Genomic DNA, 19,131 nt, shown 5'->3' on the forward strand with positions numbered 1-19,131 from the left:
TTCTCGGGAGACAACCGAGCACTCTAGCCATTGAGCTACGATACTATTTGTGGGAATTGAAAGATTCGAACTTACTCAACCAGAGGTAACAGATTTACAGCCTGTCTCAGCTCTCCACCGCTGACGAATTCCCATTAAATCGGCAAACCGAAGCTTGCCGATTTGTTAATTCTCCTTTCTTTTTTAATTACAATAAATTATTTAACCGATTCTGAAACCAACTGTTTTTAGCTTCTGTTTCGGCTTCTTTTTTAGCCTGATTTTCTATGATTCTATTTTCATTGGTTTGAATCTTTCTCTTCTTTTTAACTCGAGATAAAATAGTATCAACAAAACTTATAAAATCATCATTTAGGGCTAGTTGCTTTGCGTCTTTAAGGACTTTTTCAGCATCTTCGTATTTAGCGATACTTTCATATAACTGTCCTTGAGTTAAAGCGATACCTGCTCTATCAATTCCTTTTACGGTTTTGGCAAAATCAATTAGTTTTTGTGCTTCTTTAAAATCGTGATTATTAATTAATAACCGTATGTAATCCGGATACACATCTGGTATGTCCAATCGACTCGCTAAAGCTGTTTCAAAGTACTTTTTTGCCGTTTCATTATCACCTAATTGCTCGTAGTGCACTTTTGCCATTAAATGCAAGGCTTTTACATTTTCTGGGTCGTAGGATAAAGCATAATTCAACGCCTCAACTGCTCTTTCTAATTCCCATGGATAGGCTTCAATGGCTCTAAACAAATGGATGTTATGTAAATTATTTTCCATGATATATTAATTCAATAGATTATTACTGTTTTAAAATGCAACACCATTTGGTGATGCTCTTAAAACTGTTCAGATTGATGTATTCTTAAATTTTTTGAAATAAAAAATCCGAAACAGTTTGTTTGCTTCGGATTCTTCTCTGGGAAATAAATTATCTACAGAAAATACCGAAGCCTTGTAAATGACTCGAGGTCATAACTTAAATTTTGAAATGCTACTATATGCTTTAGCATGGCTTCTTGTTTTTATTAATAATGTTTTTGCGAATTGTTTAATTCTGCGGTGCAAATATAAAATGTAATTTTTGAAACTTCCAAATAAAAAATCAATTTAATTTATTGATTTTCAATTAATTACATTGTTTTTAAGCAAGGAAATTCCTGTCCGCTTTATGCAGATGTTTGAAGGTTTTTGGCAAGCGTCTGTCTCCCAATTGCTTAGTCTTCAATACGTGTTATTTTAGTTTTTAAAGTCTAGTTTCAATTATTATGAAAATTTTTTTAATTCATTTTTGTTTTCTTTCAAATTATGTTGTTTAGATCCCGCTTTTCAGCGGGATTTGTTCAACTTGCATTTTGAAGTCGTCTATAAAGACTTTTCAAAACCGAGTTTCACAAAAAAAGCGTCCAATTTCTTGGACGCTTGTATCTATGTATAGTTTTTGTGTTTAAATCATATACAATTAATGATTAAAAATAGATACATAACGTCCTTGTCGTTGAAATAATTCAAAACTATTTCCACGATAATCCCACTGACACATCAGTGATTTTGGTGCTCTATGTACTATTGTTTTTCTCATTAGTGTTGCAAATATGCTATAAAATATGGGTAAAATCAAAATTCTGACTCAAATTAGATTAAATCTGAATTACGATCTATAGGCAACATCGCGCTTTGAATAGTTTTAGAATAAAGCTGATTGTCTGTATCTTTGGTAAAAAAGGAATTATGTTATCAAAATCAATAGAAGCTGCATTAAACAAGCAGATACGTATAGAAGCCGAATCGTCTCAGGTATATCTTGCCATGGCTGTTTGGGCAGAAGTTAAAGGCTTAGAAGGTATTTCAAACTTTATGTACGACCAATCTGATGAAGAACGCGAACATATGCTAAAATTGGTGAAGTTTATTAACGAGCGTGGAGGCCATGCGCAAATATCCGAGCTTAATGCACCAAATGTTACGTTTACGTCTTTTAAAGAAATGTTTGAAAAACTATTAGAACACGAGGTTTTTGTTTCCGAAAGCATCAACGAGCTTGTTCATATTTCACTTGAGGAAAGAGACTATGCTACTCACAACTTCTTGCAATGGTATGTTGCCGAGCAAATTGAAGAGGAAGCCATGGCAAGAACCATCCTTGATAAAATAAACATGATTGGAGACGACAAAGGTGGACTGTATTTGTTTGATAGAGATATACAACAACTTACGGTAAGCTCTGCTGCTCAGACACCTGGAGCTGGAATTTAAGTGTTAAAGTTTATTTAGAATTAATAAAAATAACTATTTTTGTTGCCGAATTTAAAGATCCCAATCCATAGGGAACTGCAAATGGGCAAAAAAAAGAAAAACAAAAAGCTTAAAAAGGAACGAATTAAAGTTCTTGAAACTTCTGGTTATGATGCTTTGGGCAAAGTAAAATCCAAGTGTTGTAAAAAGTATAAAAAGGCAGAAAACAAGCGTTGTAAAAAATGTCCTTGCTTTGATCTTCTTAAAAAAGTAGCTTAAAATTAATTATAAAAAAAGAGCAACCCAGTGGGTTGCTCTTTTTTTAATGCATTATTAATATTTGATGTTATTTGCCAAGCATTAATAGCTCGCTACAAACTACTTCGGTGATGTAACGTTTCATGCCGTCTTTATCTTCCCAAGAGCGTGTTGTAAGTTTACCTTCTATAGCCACTTCTTTGCCTTTAGCTACATATTTTTCTACAATTTGTGCTGTTTTTCCCCAAGCTACAATATTGTGCCATTGGGTATCTGTTACTTTTTCGCCTTGTGAATTTTTATAGCTTTCGTTTGTTGCCAATGTAAATTTTGCCAAGGTTTTACCTGATTCTAAATTGATAATTTCTGGGTCATTACCTAAGTTACCAATCAACTGTACTTTGTTTCTTAATGTGTTCATGTGTTCTAAATTTTTAATGTTAAACAGTTAATACTATCGAGTTCTTATGTTTCGACACTGCAAAGATTGTACAGCTTGCAAATATTAGTCGGTAGTTACCTATTTAAATTCGTTTGTAAATGTTTGTTGTCGTTTGTAAACAACTAAACATTTACTGTTATTGGATTTTATAATAATTTAAGCTAATTTTATGAAAGTGTAGATATATGCTAGTTAGCCATAATTAAGAATGACCAGAACTTACATCATATTTTTACTTCTATTAATCGGATGTAAATCTGAAAAAAAAGAAGACTACTATTCTGAAGAAAAAAATGAAATTGAACATATCGATTTTAATCTTCCGACTTTTGGAAAATGGACGGAATGTTACGCAGATAAATCAGTAAAATTATACTTTGACGAATTATCAATTTCTGATAAGTTTAAAACTCTAGGAGTTTATTTAAACAATTATACATTTTCAAAAAAAGACAGTCTAGATGTTCTCGATTTTGAAGATTATGCTGTTTTTATGATTAACAAAAATGAGCAAAAATGGAAATTGACTGGGAACGATTTAGAAAGAATATTTCGAGTTCAAAAAAAGAAAACTGGAACTATTAATGTTGACAGATTGGAAGCTTTAAAAAAAGTGTATTCTGACACAACTTTTTTACATTCCGAAAAGCCAATTGTTATTGAAGAATATAAACCGAATGAAAACATATTATCTGCTTTAAAATTAATAAAGCCTTATTATGACGACCACGAAATCATAGTGGTTTATGTATACAATTTGATTCTTATAAATAATCACCTTGTTTATGGTGGATATTATTTAGACCTAAACGGAATTGAATCTCTTGAAAAGGCAAAAGAAATGAATGACATAATAATGACTAAATTTCTTGAATCGAATAAATAACTATGGCTAACAACGTATATAATTTATTGCTAGTTCTAGCCTACTTACGAAAATCCTCGCGGATTTTCTATTCGGTTTTTATTAGCTAAATTACGTGCTAAACCACGCAACAAACCATATACAAACACGTTGTATGCAATTAAAACCAGACTATATGAAAAAAAACTTGCTAATTATCCTTTTGACAATTTTCACTTTAAATTCTTGTCAATCACAGTCGAAAGACAAAACTGAAATGTACAAGACCGAAAGTGGCCAATACGCTTCTGAAAGCGGAAATTTCATAATTGACTTTCCGATGAAACCAAGATTACAAGTAATCGATAATCAAATCGGAACAGACAAATACAAAATCTTTAATTATCAAGCAGTTGCTGGACAACAAATGATATATATGGCTGAATACATTGACTTTCCTGAATATGTAATGGAATCTTGGGATAAAGACCAAGCCTATCAACAAATTTTAAAAACAACTGAAGCAAAATACGGTGGAGTTTTCAAATTGACTAAACAAGAGCCAACTGAACAACATAATCTGAAAGGAATTTATTATGAATTCTCCTTAAATCCAGATGCAAATGTTCCAAGAGGAGTTAAAGGCGGAATTAAAGGCAAAATTTTCTTTGTTGGAAATAGGTCTTATCAACTGACTTATCTCGGAGAAGAACAAGAATTAATTGATAAATATCTAAATTCGTTCAGACTGATAAAATAACTGCATACAACAATGGCTATAAGTAATTGCTTGTTCTCGCCTAATTCTAAAATTCTCGCGGATTTTCAGTTTGGCGTGTACTTGTAAAGTTAAGTGCTAAACCACGCAACATTTCATATACATAAACGATGTAATACATTTTGAAAAAAATCCCGAACATATTAAAAACAATTATCAAACTGAATTTAATTCTTGTTTGCGGAATCTCATTTGGACAAACAGAAATCAAAGGAAAAGTGATTAGCGAAATTTCTGGAAAAATGCCAATTTCAGAAATTTATGTTCAAGAATTGGTTACTAAACAACCACTAACTATGGCGGACAGTTTGGGCAACTTCCGAATTGAATATCTTGAACCGAATAAAAATTATATTATAGAAATTAATGCAATCGGATATGGAAAACAGACGTTTAATGTAAAAACAAAAAGTGGAATAAATAACTTGACGTTTGAATTAAAAGCTGATTGCGAATATAATGCTGAACGTGCAGAAACTGATTGGAATAACGGAAATGCGAACTTACTTTTATTTGGCTCAATTGCACCAATAGCAAACTCGCCAGCCGACAATCGATTTGAGAAAAAATTTGGAATTAAATATTTAGATTTTGGTTGCGAACCACCAATTTCTGAATGCATAAAAGAATATAACGAGCGAATATTTGAACTGATGGACAAAAAATACGGAATGAAATGGCGAAAAAAAGTTCGTTCTGACGTCGAATATTTGAATTAAAAAAAACGTTTTACACAACGACTATAGTTCATTACGGCTGAAATTCCTAATCGGAATTCATTGCAATTTACTATCTTTCAGTCAGGCGGATTAATCCTGCGTGTGGTTCCACAACGAAATTATGGCCTAGTCCGTTATCCAAAACTTGAAGTATCATACTATAAAATAAAAGAAATAGGCAAATTAAAACAGGTAATACTTTTTTTTTAGAATAAAGAGACTAATTACCAAAGGATTATAAAGAAACACATATAACGTTATGAGACACGTTTTTGCACTACCATCAGATCCTTTAAAAAGTTATATAGACTATTATTTTATTTTTGAAAATAGCACCAACAACCCATTGGGTGTTGTGGACGTTTTTCCATCTTCAAATCCCTCAATGGTTTTTACTTACGGAAATAAGGACATTTGGGAATGTTTCGATAAAGGGCAAAAACAAAAACCAAGTTCGGACTTTGCACTTGACACTTATGTTTTAAAAAAACGCAAATTTATTGGTAATAATGATTTTGGAATCATTGTGGTATGCTTTAAGCCTTGGGGAATACATAATTTTATTCCTTTGCATATCAAAGAAGAAGCTGGTCAACGCATTTTATTAAAGGACCTATATTCTGCTAAAATAGAGCCATTGGAAGACAAACTACTTTACGCAAACAATGATGCAGAAAGACTTATTGCCATAGAATCCTTCCTAATTTCCATACTCAAAAATGTACCAATAGACCAAAGAATGCAATACGCGTGCAACATTATTAAAAATTCGGTTGGAATGGAAAAAATCTATGACATTGCCAAGAGCGTGGATTTGAGCGAAAAACAATTCAACAGAAATTTTATTGAAACAATGGGTATCTCACCAAAACTGTATTCTAGGCTAGAGCGTTTTTATTTCACCATTAAACGAATGAAAACGGAGTATGATTCCTTAACCCAAATTGCATTAAACGCTGGATATTTTGATCAGTCACACTTTATCCGTGAGTTTAAAAACTTTACACAAACAACGCCTTTAGCCTGCCAAAAGAATACAAAAAATACCTTTTTTGGCCATCCTCTAAATTTCTGAATGTCTGTTTTTTACAATTTTCAGTAATTCTGGCTTTGTAGCTTTGCTTAATGTCTGCAACCTAAAAATCTTAGAATAATGAATACGTACAAAGACTTTACTTACGCCTTGGTCTGCCTTTCTTTTAGCATTATAGTAGGAGCTGCAGTATTTGAACATCTTTCCGTATGGCCACAAGCCTATGAAGCCATGCCAAAATCCTTAACTATGTTTCAAGGTGAATATGCTCTAAACGCTGGAAATTTTTGGGGCAAAATACACCCAGTAACCTTGTTACTATTTGTCATCAATCTTATACTCTTATGGAAGTCAGCACGCAGAAAACATATTCTGATTGTTTTCATTTCCTATTTCATTATTTTAGTGATTACTAATTTCTATTTCGTTCCCGAATTACTAGAACTAATTGGAACCGAAATATCTGACACTGTGGATGAAGCGCTTGTAAAACGAGGCAGACTGTGGATTAATTTAAGCTTAATCCGAACTGTAATTATCACTGTATTGGCTATAATACTTTACTTGGGACTCACAAAACCTACAATAAGACAGCACTAAAAACAGGTGTAATAAAAGATAACTTTCATAAAAAAGTGAGTTATGCATAAAGAAATCCTAAAGATTAATAAAAACGGTGAAACATTGATTATTACAAAATCCGCAGCAGAGACCAATGGACAAATCACCGAGTTTGAAGGTATGGAAGAACCTGGAATAGGTCCACCTATGCACGTTCACTTTAAACAGGAAGAAAAAGTGAAAGTTGTTAAAGGCAAAATGCGTATTAAAACCTTAGCAAAAGAGTTTTCCCTAACAGAAGGACAGGAATATACTTTTGCAGCCGGAGAAGCACATCGGTTTTGGAATGAAGGAGACCAAACTATGCATTACACAGGACACGTAAAACCATCAAACAATTACGAATATTTTATAAAGCACATTTACCAATCGTCTAACGAAGCCAATGACGATAAACCAAGTCCTTTTGATGTAGCATTCCTGCTGACAAAATATAAATCGGAAATGGATATGCTTGTAATACCAAAACCTGTTAAACAAATAGTATTTCCAATTCTACTGCTTATTGGTAAGTTGACAGGCAAGTTCAAAAAATTTTCAGACGCACCAGAAGCCATTAAGTAAGATGTATGGAGGCCTAATTATAGAATTAAGACACATACATTATAAAAAAAAGACGGTAATGGAAGAGCTGATAAAATAAGAAGTTGTCTTAATAATTGAATAAAAAATAACACTTAACAATATGCATATAAATCATTGCGCCTGAATTTCTTAATCAAAATTCATTGCAATTTGCTATCTTTCGGTTACGTCGAAAAATGACTTGCTTCCTTTTCCTCAACGAAATCATACACCAAACCGTTGGAACCAAGTTGACTAACCGCATCGTAATGAAATTTAAAATTCCTTTTGACGAGAATATTTATAATGAACAAATGAAACTTCAATTTGACAATGTTTGGTCTGAAGGTTTTAAAAAGAATAGATCAAAATTATACATAGGCGTTCCATTTTTCATCCTAGGAATATTAGCTGTATATGGTAATGGAAATGTTGGCTATTTATTCATAATTTTAAGTCTAATCTTTTTTTATAAATACTATGAATACTATCAATATTATCAAAAGAATAAAAAAAGATACTTCTCTGAATCTGAAATATTTTCATTAGAGCAGAAAGAAGTCCAAGATGTAAGTATATGGGAATTTAAAGATGAATATTTTAGATACAAATGCTGTAAGTGTGATTTAAAATTAGATTGGTCACTATTCAGTGGATTTGAAATAATTAACAATAATATATTTATTAAAACTAAAGATGTTAATCACAGCTATATTATTGGAAAATCTGAAGTTGGAGAATCTGAATTTAATGAAATCGCTGAATTCCTAAAAACAAAAATAAAACCTGTACCAAACAATATATAATTAATTACTTTGGCAAAAACTAGCCATGCATAAAGCCATGGTTTAAAATTAAAAAAATCAAGAACTAAATGAAATTATCGTCAAAAGCTCAAAAAATCTATAGTAAAATAGACAAGGAAACGACAAAGTTGGGCGATTTAAGAAAAATCGCAAAAGAAATAAAGAAAGACCATGCTTTGGCTATGGAACTTTGGTCAACTAGAGAGTTTTTGCCTCGTCAGCTAGCGATTCTAATAATGGATAAAAAACTTTTAAATCAAGAAGTTATTGACCAATTAGACAATGATATCCAGAAACACGATTTTGATGAGCGAAATACTTTGATAGACTGGTTAATGGCCAATCAATTATCTAAAGACAAAAAGATAATTTCGCTAATGGAATCTTGGAAAGATAGTTCTTCTAAATTACAAAGACGAGTATTTTGGTATTATCAAGCAAGGTTAAGATGGATGGGAAACACAAACCAATCTAATACAGAAGAGCTGCTAGATTTAATTGAAAAGAACCTAATGAAAGAAGAACCAGAGGTTCAATGGGCTATGAATTATACCGCTGGTCAAATAGGAAAATGGCAAGAAAAATATCGCAATAGATGCATCTCTATTGGAGAGGAAACAGGTCTTTACAAAGATGAAATGGTGGCGAAAAATTGCGTGCCAAGCTATCTTCCAAAATTTATTCCGATAGAAGTAGCTAAATTGAAAAAATGATTGTAGAAAATTGGTGTAAAGTTGAATTAAAATTCCCATTTATTGCTCAATGGAGAATTAACGTAATTAAATAAAAACTAAACATAAGCTAAATACAATTGTATGCGTAAATTTCCAACTCTACCCTGCAAACAAAACTTCTAAAAATTTTATCTATATCGGTTTCTTTTGCTAAATTAGAAACTTAACCTTTTTACCCTCTACTATGAAACTAAAACCAACTGTGTTATTTACTTTATTACTCTTTTTTTCACTGCAAAATTTTGCACAATCAGGTGTGGAAGAATTTGTTCAAGAAGGTATAGAGCATCACGATAATGGTGACTATGACAAAGCTATTAAGGCTTATAAAAAAGCATTAAAACTAGATCCTTTATCTACATTGGTTAACTACGAAATTGCACTCAGCTATTTTAATAATAAAGACTATGAGCTAGCCATAAAACATTCAGATATTGTGCTTAAGCAAAATAAGGAACATGTGCTCCAAGCGTATATGACCAAAGGTTCTGCCTTAGATATGCAAGGCAAAACTAAAGAGTCTATAAAACTATTTAAAAAAGCCATTAAAAAAACAGAAGGTCATTACCTACTCTATTATAATTTGGCTTTAAATTACTATAAACTAAACGCCCTAGATGATGCAGAAGAAAATGTAATTTTGGGTATAGAAAACAATCCTAATCATCCTAGCAGTCACTTAATGTTGGCTACAATTCACCATCAAAAAGGAAATACGGTCCAAACGCTATTAGCAACACATTACTTTCTTTTTTTAGAACCCAATTCACCTAGATCTGAAGGTGCTTATGCCATGTTAAAGGAAAATTTTGGTGGTAATGTTTCTAAAGATGAAAACAAACCAAATACAATAAACATTATGTTTTCTCCTAATGACGATAGCCAATTCGGTGCGGCAGAGTTAATGGTTTCAATGCTTGAAGCATCTAAGACTTTAGAAAAAAACGAAGGTAAATCTGATGATGAAATGTTTGTTGAAAACACCGAATCTTTCTTTAAAGTACTTGGAGAGTTAAAGGAGAAAAAGAATAAAGAAATCTGGTGGACCTTTTACACGGCTTTTTTCTATGACTTGGCAAAAAGTGAGCATTTAGAAACTTATTGCAAATACATAACTCAAAACGTTAATGAAAATGCTCAGCAATGGTTAACCGACAATGAAGAAAAACTTGCCGATTTTGATACTTGGTTAAAAACCGAATAATGAGACAACTTCTCAGCTATATTTTACCTGTTACTAAAACAGTTGAATCTAAATTCAGTGGGACTCTAGAAATTACCTGGCACAATGGTAAAAAGTATCTTAATTCTCAAAATGCCAATTACAGTTATGGTTCGTTACAGCAAATCCTAAAATATGGATTAGAAAAAATAGCGCTTTCAAAAGTTAATTCTGTACTGGTTTTAGGTATGGGAGGTGGAAGTGTAATTGCAACACTTAGAGAGCATTTTAATTACACAAAACCTATTACTGCTGTAGAGATTGACCCAGTTATTATTAATGTGGCAGCTACAGAGTTTGGAATTTCAGAAGGCAAAAACCTAACTATTTATTGCGAAGATGCTTTAGATTTTGTTAAGCACAATACAGAAACTTTCGACCTAATCATCGTGGATCTTTTTATAGACCTAACAGTACCTCATAAATTTCTCTCAACTAAATTTTGGGAGAATGTCCTCAACTCAAAATCATCAAAAGGAGATGTGATTTTTAATGCGTCAGTACGTGATTCTAAAAATGAAACCATTCAAAATCTCGTTGCATTCTTAAAAACAAAAGTGTATAAGGTTGATGTTTTTGATAACGTTAATAAGACTAACACATTGGTTCTTTTAAAATCATTGTAAACGTTTGTAAGCGATTATTTTGTACCTTGTATTAACTATAAAGTATCATACGAAAACAACATAAGTTATAATTTGGTGCTTGGGTAGCATTTATTTCTATTTTAAATTACTAATTATGAAAAGAGAGTGTCCCGAATGCGGAGATAGAATCATTGGCAGAATTGACAAAAAATTCTGTAGTGATGGTTGTAGAAACACACATAATAATCGTAATAACAAAGACGCTAAAAACCTAATTAGAAATACAAATAACAGATTGCGTAAAAACTACCGCATTCTTGAAGCTTTAAACCCAAATCAAAAGACAAAATGCTCAAGAGCCAAGCTCATAGAAAAAGGTTTCGATTTTAATTATTTCACAAGTATTTATACCACAAAAGCAGGTACGACCTATTATTTTGTGTACGACCAAGGCTATTTACCCCTAGAAGGTGAGTATTATGCTTTAGTAAAACGAGATGATTAACTAATTAACCTTTGGTGGTGTTATTCCAGTTTTCACCTTTAAGCTGTAATGCTGCTTTTAAAATGTCTTTTTGACTAATCTGTCCAACAAGTTTTCCGTTTTCTACAATAGGAAAACGTCGTCTTTTAGACTGTAAAAATTTATTGGCAGCATCAAAAACATCCATATTTCCATCAATGGTTTCAACATCAGATACCATACGTTTTTCTACTTTATCATGCTCTAAAGGCATATTGTAATAACGACTTTCGCTTAACTGTTTTAAACAATCACCTTCGGATATAATGCCAACCAATTCATGCCTATCATTTACAACAGGGCCACCAGATATTTTAAATTTAATTAAAGCCTCTACAACTTCTTGTACAGATTGGTCTGGTTTAAACGTTATAAGATTGGTAGACATATAATCTTTTACCTTTAAAGCAACAGGTTGGCTAACGTTTTGTTGCTGTTTGCGTGCACCTTGAAAACTTTTTATTCCCATAACGTTAAAATTTTAGAGTTAATTTTAAAGTTAGTGAAAATTACTTGTATTGCAAAATAGAAAGGCAACGCTTTTATATTCTACATTTTTTTTGAAGAATGCAGGCATACAACACAAAAACAAAGAAATTAATAGTTTTTTAAGACCTATTCTCTTTAATTTTTATAGTTTTAGCCCTCAAATAATAGAACAAAATGAAACAGATTAAACTTTTTTCAATTATTCTTGGAGTTGTGTTATGCTCAACAAATGCTTTTGCTCAAGACAAAGCAGGTTTAAAAGAACACTACAAGGCATATTATGAACAAATGAAGAAGCAAGGAGATGTGCAAGGTATAATAAACGCCTTAACGCATCTTAATGTTTTAGAACCTTCAGCAGCTAGACAAGATACATTGGCTTATTTATACCTTTCTGAAGGAAAATATATGGAAGCCTTAAACACTATTGGTGTTGAAAAAAACGCTACAGATTCTGATATGAATGTAGAGGTAAAAGCTTTAGCACTAAAAAATCTAAACCAGCCAAAAATGGCTTTAGAACATTATGAGATTTTATTTAAGCGCGATCCTAATGTGTATTTAGCTTATGAAATGGCAGATATGAAACTTCAGATTAATGATATTGCCGGTGCAAAAAGTAATATTGAATATGGTTTGGCAAATGTAAAAGACGATATGAAACGTGCCTTTTACGAAAAACAACAGCCTTATGAAACTCCGATGAAAGCGGCTTTAACCTATCTTAAAGGCTTAATGCTTTTTTCTGAAAATAAAACGGCTAATGTTGATACAGCTATAAAATTAATGAACGATGCACTAGCCATTGATCCTAATTTTAACATGGCAAAAGTAACTCGTCAAGCTTTAGAAAACCAAAAAGCACAACAAGCTGCTGCTACAAATAAAAACTAAAGAAAAGACTTTATAAAAACAAAAAATGCGGCTTATGAGCCGCATTTTTTGTTTTTATTTTTTGGTTTATTACCAAATCCTTACACGCTTTTCTGGTTCTAAATACATGGCATCGCCTTCTTTTATATCAAATGCTTCATAAAATGCATCAATATTTTTTAAAGGTTGTGTTGCTCTAATATTTCCAGGTGAGTGAGGATCTGTATTAATTTGTGTTCTTAAGGCTTCCTCTCTGATTAATGTTCTCCAAACCGTTGCCCAAGACATAAAGAAACGTTGCTCTGGTGTAAAACCATCTATTTTACCTGGTCTTCCATTTTCTTTAAAGTGTAACTGAAGTCCATCATAAGCACCAAGTACTCCACCAAGGTCACCAATATTTTCACCTAAAGTAAAAGGTCCATTTACATATACGCTATCTAAAACTTCTATTGCAGAGTATTGGTCTGCCAAGGCTTTACCTCTCTTCTCAAATTCAGCTAAATCCTCTGGAGTCCACCAGTTATTTACATTACCATCACCATCAAAACGCGCTCCAGAATCGTCAAAAGCATGAGATATTTCATGACCAATAACAGCTCCTATACCTCCATAATTTACAGCTTCGTCTGCTGTGTAATTATAGAATGGTGGCTGTAAAATAGCCGCAGGAAAAACAATCTCATTGTTTAACGGATTATGGTATGCATTTACCATTTGTGGTGGCATTCCCCATCTAGATTTGTCGACTGGCTCATTGATATCTTCAATGTTTTGCTTTTGTGCCCAAGCACCTACAGCCAACATATTTTCTGCATAAGAATTGCCTTCTTTAACTTGTAAATCTGAGTAATCTTCCCATTCATCTGGATAGGCTATCTTAACCGTAAATTTATCTAGCTTTTCAATAGCTTTCTTTTTAGTTTCATCACTCATCCAGTCTAACTTTGTAATACGGTTTTGAAAAGCCGTAATAACGTTAGCAATCATTTTTTCAGCTTTTTCTTTAGCCTCTGGAGGAAACTTAGCCTGTACATACAATTGACCTACAGCTTCACCTACGCTTCCATCTACAGTACCAAGAGCACGCTCATCAGCTGGACGCATTTTTTTGGATCCATTTAATGTTTTGCCATAAAATTCCCAATTCGCTTTTTCTATTTCTGTGGTTAAAAATCCTGCAGCATTGTTTAGTGTACTCCAATCCATAAGGGTTTTTATATCTTCTATAGACGTACTTTTTAAGAATGCATTCATAGCTTTCATATATTTTGGCTGCATTACTAAAAGTGTATCTACTTGTTTTTCAACACCCATATCATTTAAGAATTTCTTCCAATCTATAACTGGGACCATAGTTTGTAAATCCTCTAAAGAAGTTGGGTTGTTAAAATTTCTAATATCTCTACTTGCCACTTTATCTAAACGAGGTTCTGCCAATTGCGTCTCCATGGCTAGGATTTTTTCAGCTGCTTTACGAGCATCTGCCTGAGTGTAATTAATATACTGAAGCATTCTTGTTACGTGGTCAATATACTTAGCTCTAATTTCTTTGGTCTTATCGTCTTGGTCTAAGTAATAATCACGCTGTAATCCTAATCCAGCAGGAAATACCCAAGCTGTATTCATACTACTATCATTCAAATCTGGATTTGAGCCAATACCAGCAAAAGGTGCCGATACACCAAGTGTAGAAGCAAAAACCGTTTGCATGTCTTTAATATTATTAATGCCAGAAATCTTATCTAATAAGGGTTGCAAGGGCTTTATACCTGCTTCATTACGAGCAACAGTATCTAATTCCGATTCAAAAATCAATAAGGCTTTTTGCTGGTCAGAACCTTCTGTGTAAGTTCCTAACTCTTTCGATGTATTTAAAATATTTAATACATCTTGTCTTGTAGATTTGCGTAATACACCAAATCCGCCCCAACGCGACTCATCATCTGGAATAGCATTAGTTTTCATCCAATTACCATTAACAAAATTGTAAAAGTCTTCTTTTGGACTAACGGTTTTGTCCATGTTTTCCAAAATAATTCCTGGGATTTTTTCTTCTGCCATTGCAGAGTCTTTCTTGGCTTCTTCTTTACATCCTACAATAGTAAAGAACGCCAAACCTGATAGCGCTAGTACGCGGCTAAGATTGGTTTTCATAGTTTAGATTGATTAATTCGAATTAATTGTTATTACTAATAAGACCTACGAAAAATACATTTGTTACAACTTAACAAAACTTTAAGACATCAATACTCCGATTGAATCTTATCGTACTTATCGCGTTCTAATTTCTTGTTAATTTGATAATTAAGATTTGAGAACGCAACGACAACCTCCTTTACGCTCTTTAGTTTATCCTGGTCTGAGATATTATCTAAGCGCAAATTTTCATTAAGACGCAAAGTGGTAGTCTCTATAATTGCTACTCTAGAAACAATAGGATTTGTTTCTAAGTTTTTAGGCAGCCCAGCTTTTAATTCTTCTATAAACTTTTTAAGGAGTTCCTTATCTCCATTAAAAAAGGACAAATCTGCTTTTTTCAGGTAACTTATTTGAATGGCGAACTCTTGATATTTTTCCCAATCAGCTACAGCAGTTTCACCATCTGTGCTAAGCACATAATCTGAGTAATTAAAATTCTCTATGGCCTTAGCCGTAATTAATGTTTTCTTATTGGTATTTTCATTATCAACAACCTCACCATTAGCTTTGTTATTATCACAACTAATAAGCACTAAAAAACATATATTGAGAAGGGCTAATCCTATCTTCATAAACTTAATTGATTTTTGATTGTAAATATACTTAAACTATTAATTAGTGTTTAAAGTATAAAGTTCTTAATTAAACCTCGTTTTTTATAAAAATTTTAATTTTTGGACGGCTAAATTCTTAGTACTTTTGACAATTCTTTAAAACAAATACATGTCTTCTAAAATATTGATTATTGGTGCCTGTGGGCAAATTGGTACTGAGCTTACGGCAAAGTTAAGGGAAATCCATGGCGTAGATAATGTTATAGCTAGTGATATTAATACTAGAAAACTTGATTTAGTCAACTCTGGTCCGTTTGAAATTATTGATGCCAAAAACTTTAATGCCATTAAAGATTGTTGTAAAAATCATAATATAGATACGGTTTATCTTATGGCTGCATTATTGAGTGCTACTGGCGAAAAGTATCCAATGGAAGCATGGGATTTGAATATGAATTCGCTTTTTCACGTGCTTAACTTAGCTAAAGGCGGTAATATTAAAAAAATATTTTGGCCAAGTAGTATTGCTGTTTTTGGGCCAACAACACCACGCGAAAATACACCTCAGCATACTATCTGTGAGCCAACAACGGTTTATGGTATTACAAAACAAGTTGGTGAACGTTGGTGCGAATATTACAACAATAAATATGGTGTAGATGTACGCAGTATTCGTTATCCAGGTATTATTAGTCACAAAGCTATGCCAGGTGGTGGTACTACAGATTATGCTGTAGAAATTTACCATGAAGCTATAAAAAATGGTAGTTATGAGTGTTTTTTATCAGAAAACACAAGCTTACCTATGATGTTTATGGAAGATGCCATTAAGGCAACTATAAATCTTATGGAAGCACCTTCTGAGCAACTGACCATTAGATCGGCCTATAACTTATCTGCAATTAGTTTTACGCCAAAAGATATTTTTGAAAGTATAAAAAATCATCTTCCAGATTTTGAAATCACCTACAATCCTGATTTTAGACAAGCCATTGCAGACAGCTGGCCATCGTCTATTGATGACAGTGTTGCGCGAAAGGATTGGAATTGGAAAGAAAGCTTTAATTTAGAAGCTATGACAACCGTAATGCTTAAAGAATTGAAAAAGAAATATAACCCTTAAAAAGAATATAAAGTGATTCGTCCTGAAATTCCATTGATTTTAGGACTACACAAAAACAAAAAAGTCTAGTATTTCTACTAGACTTTTTTTGCTCCTCTTCTTGGGCTCGAACCAAGGACCCTCTGATTAACAGTCAGATGCTCTAACCAACTGAGCTAAAGAGGAAGATTTTTTTCGCTTTAGCGAGCGCAAATATAAAATTATTTTTAATCTCTACAATGCCAAACTTCAATTTTTTAAGCACTAATACAAAATTTATTTATCTGGTTATGGCTTTGAAAATATCATTTCCATTGGCAAATAACACTAACGCTATTAAAATAAAGAATCCAACTATTTGTGCACGTTCTAAAAATTTCTCGCTTGGTTTGCGTCCAGAAATCATTTCATATAATAAAAACATAACGTGCCCACCGTCTAAAGCTGGTATTGGTAATAAATTTAATACGGCTAACATTATAGAAAGAAATGCAGTTAGCTTCCAAAAGGCTTCCCAACTCCAAAAGTCTGGAAAAATATCAAAGATAGCCTTAAAACCACCTAGACCTTTGTATGCTTCTGTTTTAGGGTTAAAAATAGCTTTAAGCTGAGAAAAATAGTTAACTATTGTAGATTTAAACTTTGTGGCACCAGCCGCAAAACTCTGACCAAAAGTATATTCTCGTCTGGTAACATCGTAATAGCCTAAGTCTATAAAACGCTTTGCATCAATTAACCTAAAAATATTAAGCTTTGCATCATTATTAACTTTAAGGTCTCTTGTAATGGTTTTATCATCCCTTAGGATTTCAACAGTAACTGTTTGTCCTTTATAATTTTTCAGTTCTTCTTCATACTGATCAAAATAAGGTAGCTTTTTACCATTAATACCTAATAATACATCACCTTGCTTTAAATCAACAGAATTATTGGCAGAAGAATCTGGTACTGACTCCACAATAAAAGGATAACGGTATTTGAATAAGTTTCTACTTCCTTCATCAGACAGCTGACCTAAAAAGTTCTCAGGAAGGTTAACTACTTTCTTCTCCCCTTCTCTTTCAACAGTCATTTGTTCTGCTTCAATAATATATTGACCTATTTCAGAATCCTTTTCAATTTGTTGATCGTTAATAGCTATGACCTTATCTCCGGTTTTAAATCCAGCATCTATAAGCACAGGATTTTCAATAAGGTAACCACCTTTAAGACTATCTATTTTAATGTCTGTATCACCATATATAAATGATACAAATACAAAAATGACATAAGCCAGAATAAAATTCACCGTTACACCACCAAGCATAATTATTAAACGCTGCCAAGCTGGTTTAGAACGAAATTCCCACGGTTGTGGTGGCTGTGCCATTTGTTCCTTATCCATACTCTCATCAATCATTCCCGCGATTTTTACATAACCACCAAGTGGCAACCAACCAATACCATATACGGTTTCGCCTATTTTCTTTTTGAAAAGCGAATACTTTACATCAAAAAAGAGGTAGAACTTTTCTACTTTGGTTTTAAACAGTTTTGCAGGTATAAAGTGCCCTAACTCGTGTAACACGATTAGTAAGGACAAACTCAGTAAAAATTGGGATATCTTAATTACAAATTCCATGTAGTCATTTTCAAATTTCGATTGACAAAAGTAATGTTTTCAAGTAACTTAGAAAATAATTGTATTTTTTATCGATTTATTTTTAACACAGATTTATAAATACTAAGATTTTAACGTCATATTTCTGTTAAAAAGGTATTTGAAAATTAGCTTGTATTGTACCTTTGCAATTCAAAATTTGAACCTTTAAGTATGGCTTTTCTTTCGTTTTTTAAACGGTATAAAAAATTTGGAATTTTCTTTTCGGTGCTATGCGTTGCAATCATAGCAATTATTTATAATATTCTAAATGTTGAAAAACCTTTACCGATATACCAACCTGTAAATTTTGAACCAAAATTGGTAGACAGCACCATTCAACATATTGAGAAATACCATACTGTTGCCGATTTTAGCTTAATCAACCAAAATGGTGATACCATAACGCAAGACACCTACAAAGACAAAATTTATATTGCTGATTTCTTTTTTACTACATGCAAAACCATCTGTCCGATTATGACAGATCACATGGTTTACATTCAGAATAATGTATTAGAAGACAACGACATATTGCTTTTATCTCATTCTGTAACACCCGAAATTGATAGTGTTGCACAGTTAAAAAGATATGCGAACAAAAAAGGAGTTGTTGATAGTAAATGGAATTTGGTTACGGGAGATCGTAAAGAAATATATGATTTGGCGAGGAAGTCTTACCTTGTTGTTGAGGATGATGGAATGGGAAATTATGGCATGGTACACACCGAAAACTTTGCTTTAATTGACAAGAAAAGACAGATTAGAGGCGTATATAGTGGCATAAGAAAAAGTGCAATAGACTCTTTATTGAAAGATATAGAAACTCTAAAAAAGGAATACAAACAATAGTTTTATCGATTCTCCTTTTTTACACTAAAATTTTTCACTTATTTTTGCTTCTTTAAAATTAA

At 32.5% G+C, this 19,131-nt stretch carries 21 protein-coding genes and 2 tRNA genes; 15 read left to right on the plus strand and 8 right to left on the minus strand.

All coding sequences use genetic code 11. From position 1 onward, the window contains the following. Window positions 1-50: 50 nt before the first annotated feature. A tRNA-Tyr gene (locus ACFFGA_RS01900) sits at window positions 51-133 on the minus strand. 54 nt (window positions 134-187) lie between these two features. Next, window positions 188-772, minus strand: a complete 585-nt coding sequence (locus tag ACFFGA_RS01905) for a tetratricopeptide repeat protein (RefSeq protein ID WP_386058845.1) — start codon at window positions 770-772, stop codon at window positions 188-190. Window positions 773-1,723: 951 nt separating this feature from the next. Between ACFFGA_RS01905 and ACFFGA_RS01910 the strand changes: the two genes are divergently transcribed. Continuing rightward, the gene (locus ACFFGA_RS01910) at window positions 1,724-2,248 is read left to right on the plus strand and encodes a ferritin (RefSeq protein WP_386058848.1); all 525 of its coding nucleotides are present in this window, start codon (window positions 1,724-1,726) and stop codon (window positions 2,246-2,248) included. Window positions 2,249-2,573: 325 nt separating this feature from the next. On the opposite strand, the gene ACFFGA_RS01915 is transcribed toward ACFFGA_RS01910, so the two are convergent. Further along, a complete protein-coding gene (locus ACFFGA_RS01915; protein WP_386058851.1) occupies window positions 2,574-2,906 on the minus strand; it encodes a single-stranded DNA-binding protein in 333 nt (110 codons plus the stop codon). 229 nt (window positions 2,907-3,135) lie between these two features. Between ACFFGA_RS01915 and ACFFGA_RS01920 the strand changes: the two genes are divergently transcribed. From ACFFGA_RS01920 to ACFFGA_RS01970, 11 genes are all read left to right on the plus strand, one after another. Continuing rightward, window positions 3,136-3,813: a hypothetical protein gene (locus tag ACFFGA_RS01920; RefSeq protein WP_386058854.1), complete on the plus strand. Its 678-nt coding sequence runs from the start codon at window positions 3,136-3,138 to the stop codon at window positions 3,811-3,813. 235 nt (window positions 3,814-4,048) lie between these two features. Beyond that, complete coding sequence (locus tag ACFFGA_RS01925) at window positions 4,049-4,531, plus strand: hypothetical protein (RefSeq protein ID WP_386058856.1); 483 nt, start codon at window positions 4,049-4,051, stop codon at window positions 4,529-4,531. Between the two features lie 140 nt (window positions 4,532-4,671). After that, entirely contained in the window at window positions 4,672-5,268 is a 597-nt protein-coding gene (locus tag ACFFGA_RS01930) for an FEKKY domain-containing protein (protein WP_386058859.1), read from the plus strand. A gap of 259 nt (window positions 5,269-5,527) precedes the next feature. Further along, on the plus strand, window positions 5,528-6,343 hold the full coding sequence (locus tag ACFFGA_RS01935) for a helix-turn-helix domain-containing protein (RefSeq protein WP_386058862.1): 816 nt from the start codon (window positions 5,528-5,530) through the stop codon (window positions 6,341-6,343). Between the two features lie 78 nt (window positions 6,344-6,421). Then, window positions 6,422-6,901 (plus strand): hypothetical protein, encoded by a 480-nt coding sequence (locus ACFFGA_RS01940; RefSeq protein ID WP_386058865.1) that lies wholly within the window; start codon window positions 6,422-6,424, stop codon window positions 6,899-6,901. 42 nt (window positions 6,902-6,943) lie between these two features. Further along, window positions 6,944-7,486, plus strand: a complete 543-nt coding sequence (locus ACFFGA_RS01945) for a cupin domain-containing protein (protein ID WP_386058868.1) — start codon at window positions 6,944-6,946, stop codon at window positions 7,484-7,486. A 197-nt stretch (window positions 7,487-7,683) separates the two neighbouring features. Beyond that, window positions 7,684-8,292 carry a hypothetical protein gene (locus ACFFGA_RS01950; protein ID WP_386058871.1) on the plus strand — a complete coding sequence of 203 codons (609 nt, stop codon included), beginning with the start codon at window positions 7,684-7,686 and terminating at the stop codon, window positions 8,290-8,292. Window positions 8,293-8,360: 68 nt separating this feature from the next. Next, on the plus strand, window positions 8,361-9,005 hold the full coding sequence (locus tag ACFFGA_RS01955; RefSeq protein ID WP_386058873.1) for a DNA alkylation repair protein: 645 nt from the start codon (window positions 8,361-8,363) through the stop codon (window positions 9,003-9,005). Between the two features lie 205 nt (window positions 9,006-9,210). Continuing rightward, window positions 9,211-10,230 carry a tetratricopeptide repeat protein gene (locus ACFFGA_RS01960; protein ID WP_386058876.1) on the plus strand — a complete coding sequence of 340 codons (1,020 nt, stop codon included), beginning with the start codon at window positions 9,211-9,213 and terminating at the stop codon, window positions 10,228-10,230. Then, entirely contained in the window at window positions 10,230-10,874 is a 645-nt protein-coding gene (locus tag ACFFGA_RS01965) for a spermidine synthase (protein WP_386058878.1), read from the plus strand. The genes ACFFGA_RS01960 and ACFFGA_RS01965 overlap by 1 nt, the downstream gene beginning before the upstream one ends. Window positions 10,875-10,989: 115 nt before the next feature. Further along, window positions 10,990-11,340 carry a hypothetical protein gene (locus ACFFGA_RS01970; RefSeq protein WP_386058881.1) on the plus strand — a complete coding sequence of 117 codons (351 nt, stop codon included), beginning with the start codon at window positions 10,990-10,992 and terminating at the stop codon, window positions 11,338-11,340. A gap of 4 nt (window positions 11,341-11,344) precedes the next feature. On the opposite strand, the gene ACFFGA_RS01975 is transcribed toward ACFFGA_RS01970, so the two are convergent. Continuing rightward, complete coding sequence (locus ACFFGA_RS01975) at window positions 11,345-11,827, minus strand: CBS domain-containing protein (protein ID WP_386058883.1); 483 nt, start codon at window positions 11,825-11,827, stop codon at window positions 11,345-11,347. Window positions 11,828-12,021: 194 nt separating this feature from the next. On the opposite strand from ACFFGA_RS01975, the gene ACFFGA_RS01980 reads away from it, so the two are divergent. After that, window positions 12,022-12,741, plus strand: a complete 720-nt coding sequence (locus tag ACFFGA_RS01980) for a tetratricopeptide repeat protein (protein WP_386058886.1) — start codon at window positions 12,022-12,024, stop codon at window positions 12,739-12,741. 69 nt (window positions 12,742-12,810) lie between these two features. On the opposite strand, the gene ACFFGA_RS01985 is transcribed toward ACFFGA_RS01980, so the two are convergent. Both ACFFGA_RS01985 and ACFFGA_RS01990 read right to left on the minus strand, forming a co-directional pair. After that, a complete protein-coding gene (locus tag ACFFGA_RS01985; protein ID WP_386058888.1) occupies window positions 12,811-14,877 on the minus strand; it encodes a M13 family metallopeptidase in 2,067 nt (688 codons plus the stop codon). Between the two features lie 89 nt (window positions 14,878-14,966). Then, the gene (locus ACFFGA_RS01990) at window positions 14,967-15,494 is read right to left on the minus strand and encodes a hypothetical protein (RefSeq protein ID WP_386058891.1); all 528 of its coding nucleotides are present in this window, start codon (window positions 15,492-15,494) and stop codon (window positions 14,967-14,969) included. Between the two features lie 151 nt (window positions 15,495-15,645). On the opposite strand from ACFFGA_RS01990, the gene ACFFGA_RS01995 reads away from it, so the two are divergent. Continuing rightward, window positions 15,646-16,599, plus strand: a complete 954-nt coding sequence (locus ACFFGA_RS01995) for an NAD-dependent epimerase/dehydratase family protein (RefSeq protein ID WP_386058894.1) — start codon at window positions 15,646-15,648, stop codon at window positions 16,597-16,599. Between the two features lie 91 nt (window positions 16,600-16,690). Here ACFFGA_RS01995 and ACFFGA_RS02000 read toward each other — a convergent pair. Together ACFFGA_RS02000 and rseP are read right to left on the minus strand one after the other, a co-directional pair. Continuing rightward, window positions 16,691-16,764: transfer RNA gene (locus ACFFGA_RS02000), tRNA-Asn, on the minus strand. Between the two features lie 94 nt (window positions 16,765-16,858). Continuing rightward, complete coding sequence (rseP, locus tag ACFFGA_RS02005) at window positions 16,859-18,199, minus strand: RIP metalloprotease RseP (protein ID WP_386058897.1); 1,341 nt, start codon at window positions 18,197-18,199, stop codon at window positions 16,859-16,861. 192 nt (window positions 18,200-18,391) lie between these two features. Between rseP and ACFFGA_RS02010 the strand changes: the two genes are divergently transcribed. Next, window positions 18,392-19,069: an SCO family protein gene (locus ACFFGA_RS02010; protein ID WP_386058900.1), complete on the plus strand. Its 678-nt coding sequence runs from the start codon at window positions 18,392-18,394 to the stop codon at window positions 19,067-19,069. Window positions 19,070-19,131: the final 62 nt, after the last annotated feature.

The organism is Winogradskyella pulchriflava, assembly GCF_042434315.1.
GTDB classification, from domain to species: Bacteria; Bacteroidota; Bacteroidia; order Flavobacteriales; family Flavobacteriaceae; genus Winogradskyella; species Winogradskyella pulchriflava.

Excerpts from the sequence above, each read along its gene's own strand:
- ACFFGA_RS01905 (WP_386058845.1), bottom strand. The coding sequence starts at position 772 with ATGGAAAATAATTTACATAACATCCATTTGTTTAGAGCCATTGAAGCC.
- ACFFGA_RS01910 (WP_386058848.1), top strand. The coding sequence starts at position 1,724 with ATGTTATCAAAATCAATAGAAGCTGCATTAAACAAGCAGATACGTATA.
- ACFFGA_RS01915 (WP_386058851.1), bottom strand. The coding sequence starts at position 2,906 with ATGAACACATTAAGAAACAAAGTACAGTTGATTGGTAACTTAGGTAAT.
- ACFFGA_RS01920 (WP_386058854.1), top strand. The coding sequence starts at position 3,136 with ATGACCAGAACTTACATCATATTTTTACTTCTATTAATCGGATGTAAA.
- ACFFGA_RS01925 (WP_386058856.1), top strand. The coding sequence starts at position 4,049 with ATGTACAAGACCGAAAGTGGCCAATACGCTTCTGAAAGCGGAAATTTC.
- ACFFGA_RS01935 (WP_386058862.1), top strand. The coding sequence starts at position 5,528 with ATGAGACACGTTTTTGCACTACCATCAGATCCTTTAAAAAGTTATATA.
- ACFFGA_RS01940 (WP_386058865.1), top strand. The coding sequence starts at position 6,422 with ATGAATACGTACAAAGACTTTACTTACGCCTTGGTCTGCCTTTCTTTT.
- ACFFGA_RS01945 (WP_386058868.1), top strand. The coding sequence starts at position 6,944 with ATGCATAAAGAAATCCTAAAGATTAATAAAAACGGTGAAACATTGATT.
- ACFFGA_RS01950 (WP_386058871.1), top strand. The coding sequence starts at position 7,684 with ATGACTTGCTTCCTTTTCCTCAACGAAATCATACACCAAACCGTTGGA.
- ACFFGA_RS01955 (WP_386058873.1), top strand. The coding sequence starts at position 8,361 with ATGAAATTATCGTCAAAAGCTCAAAAAATCTATAGTAAAATAGACAAG.
- ACFFGA_RS01960 (WP_386058876.1), top strand. The coding sequence starts at position 9,211 with ATGAAACTAAAACCAACTGTGTTATTTACTTTATTACTCTTTTTTTCA.
- ACFFGA_RS01965 (WP_386058878.1), top strand. The coding sequence starts at position 10,230 with ATGAGACAACTTCTCAGCTATATTTTACCTGTTACTAAAACAGTTGAA.
- ACFFGA_RS01970 (WP_386058881.1), top strand. The coding sequence starts at position 10,990 with ATGAAAAGAGAGTGTCCCGAATGCGGAGATAGAATCATTGGCAGAATT.
- ACFFGA_RS01975 (WP_386058883.1), bottom strand. The coding sequence starts at position 11,827 with ATGGGAATAAAAAGTTTTCAAGGTGCACGCAAACAGCAACAAAACGTT.
- ACFFGA_RS01980 (WP_386058886.1), top strand. The coding sequence starts at position 12,022 with ATGAAACAGATTAAACTTTTTTCAATTATTCTTGGAGTTGTGTTATGC.
- ACFFGA_RS01985 (WP_386058888.1), bottom strand. The coding sequence starts at position 14,877 with ATGAAAACCAATCTTAGCCGCGTACTAGCGCTATCAGGTTTGGCGTTC.
- ACFFGA_RS01990 (WP_386058891.1), bottom strand. The coding sequence starts at position 15,494 with ATGAAGATAGGATTAGCCCTTCTCAATATATGTTTTTTAGTGCTTATT.
- ACFFGA_RS01995 (WP_386058894.1), top strand. The coding sequence starts at position 15,646 with ATGTCTTCTAAAATATTGATTATTGGTGCCTGTGGGCAAATTGGTACT.
- rseP (WP_386058897.1), bottom strand. The coding sequence starts at position 18,199 with ATGGAATTTGTAATTAAGATATCCCAATTTTTACTGAGTTTGTCCTTA.
- ACFFGA_RS02010 (WP_386058900.1), top strand. The coding sequence starts at position 18,392 with ATGGCTTTTCTTTCGTTTTTTAAACGGTATAAAAAATTTGGAATTTTC.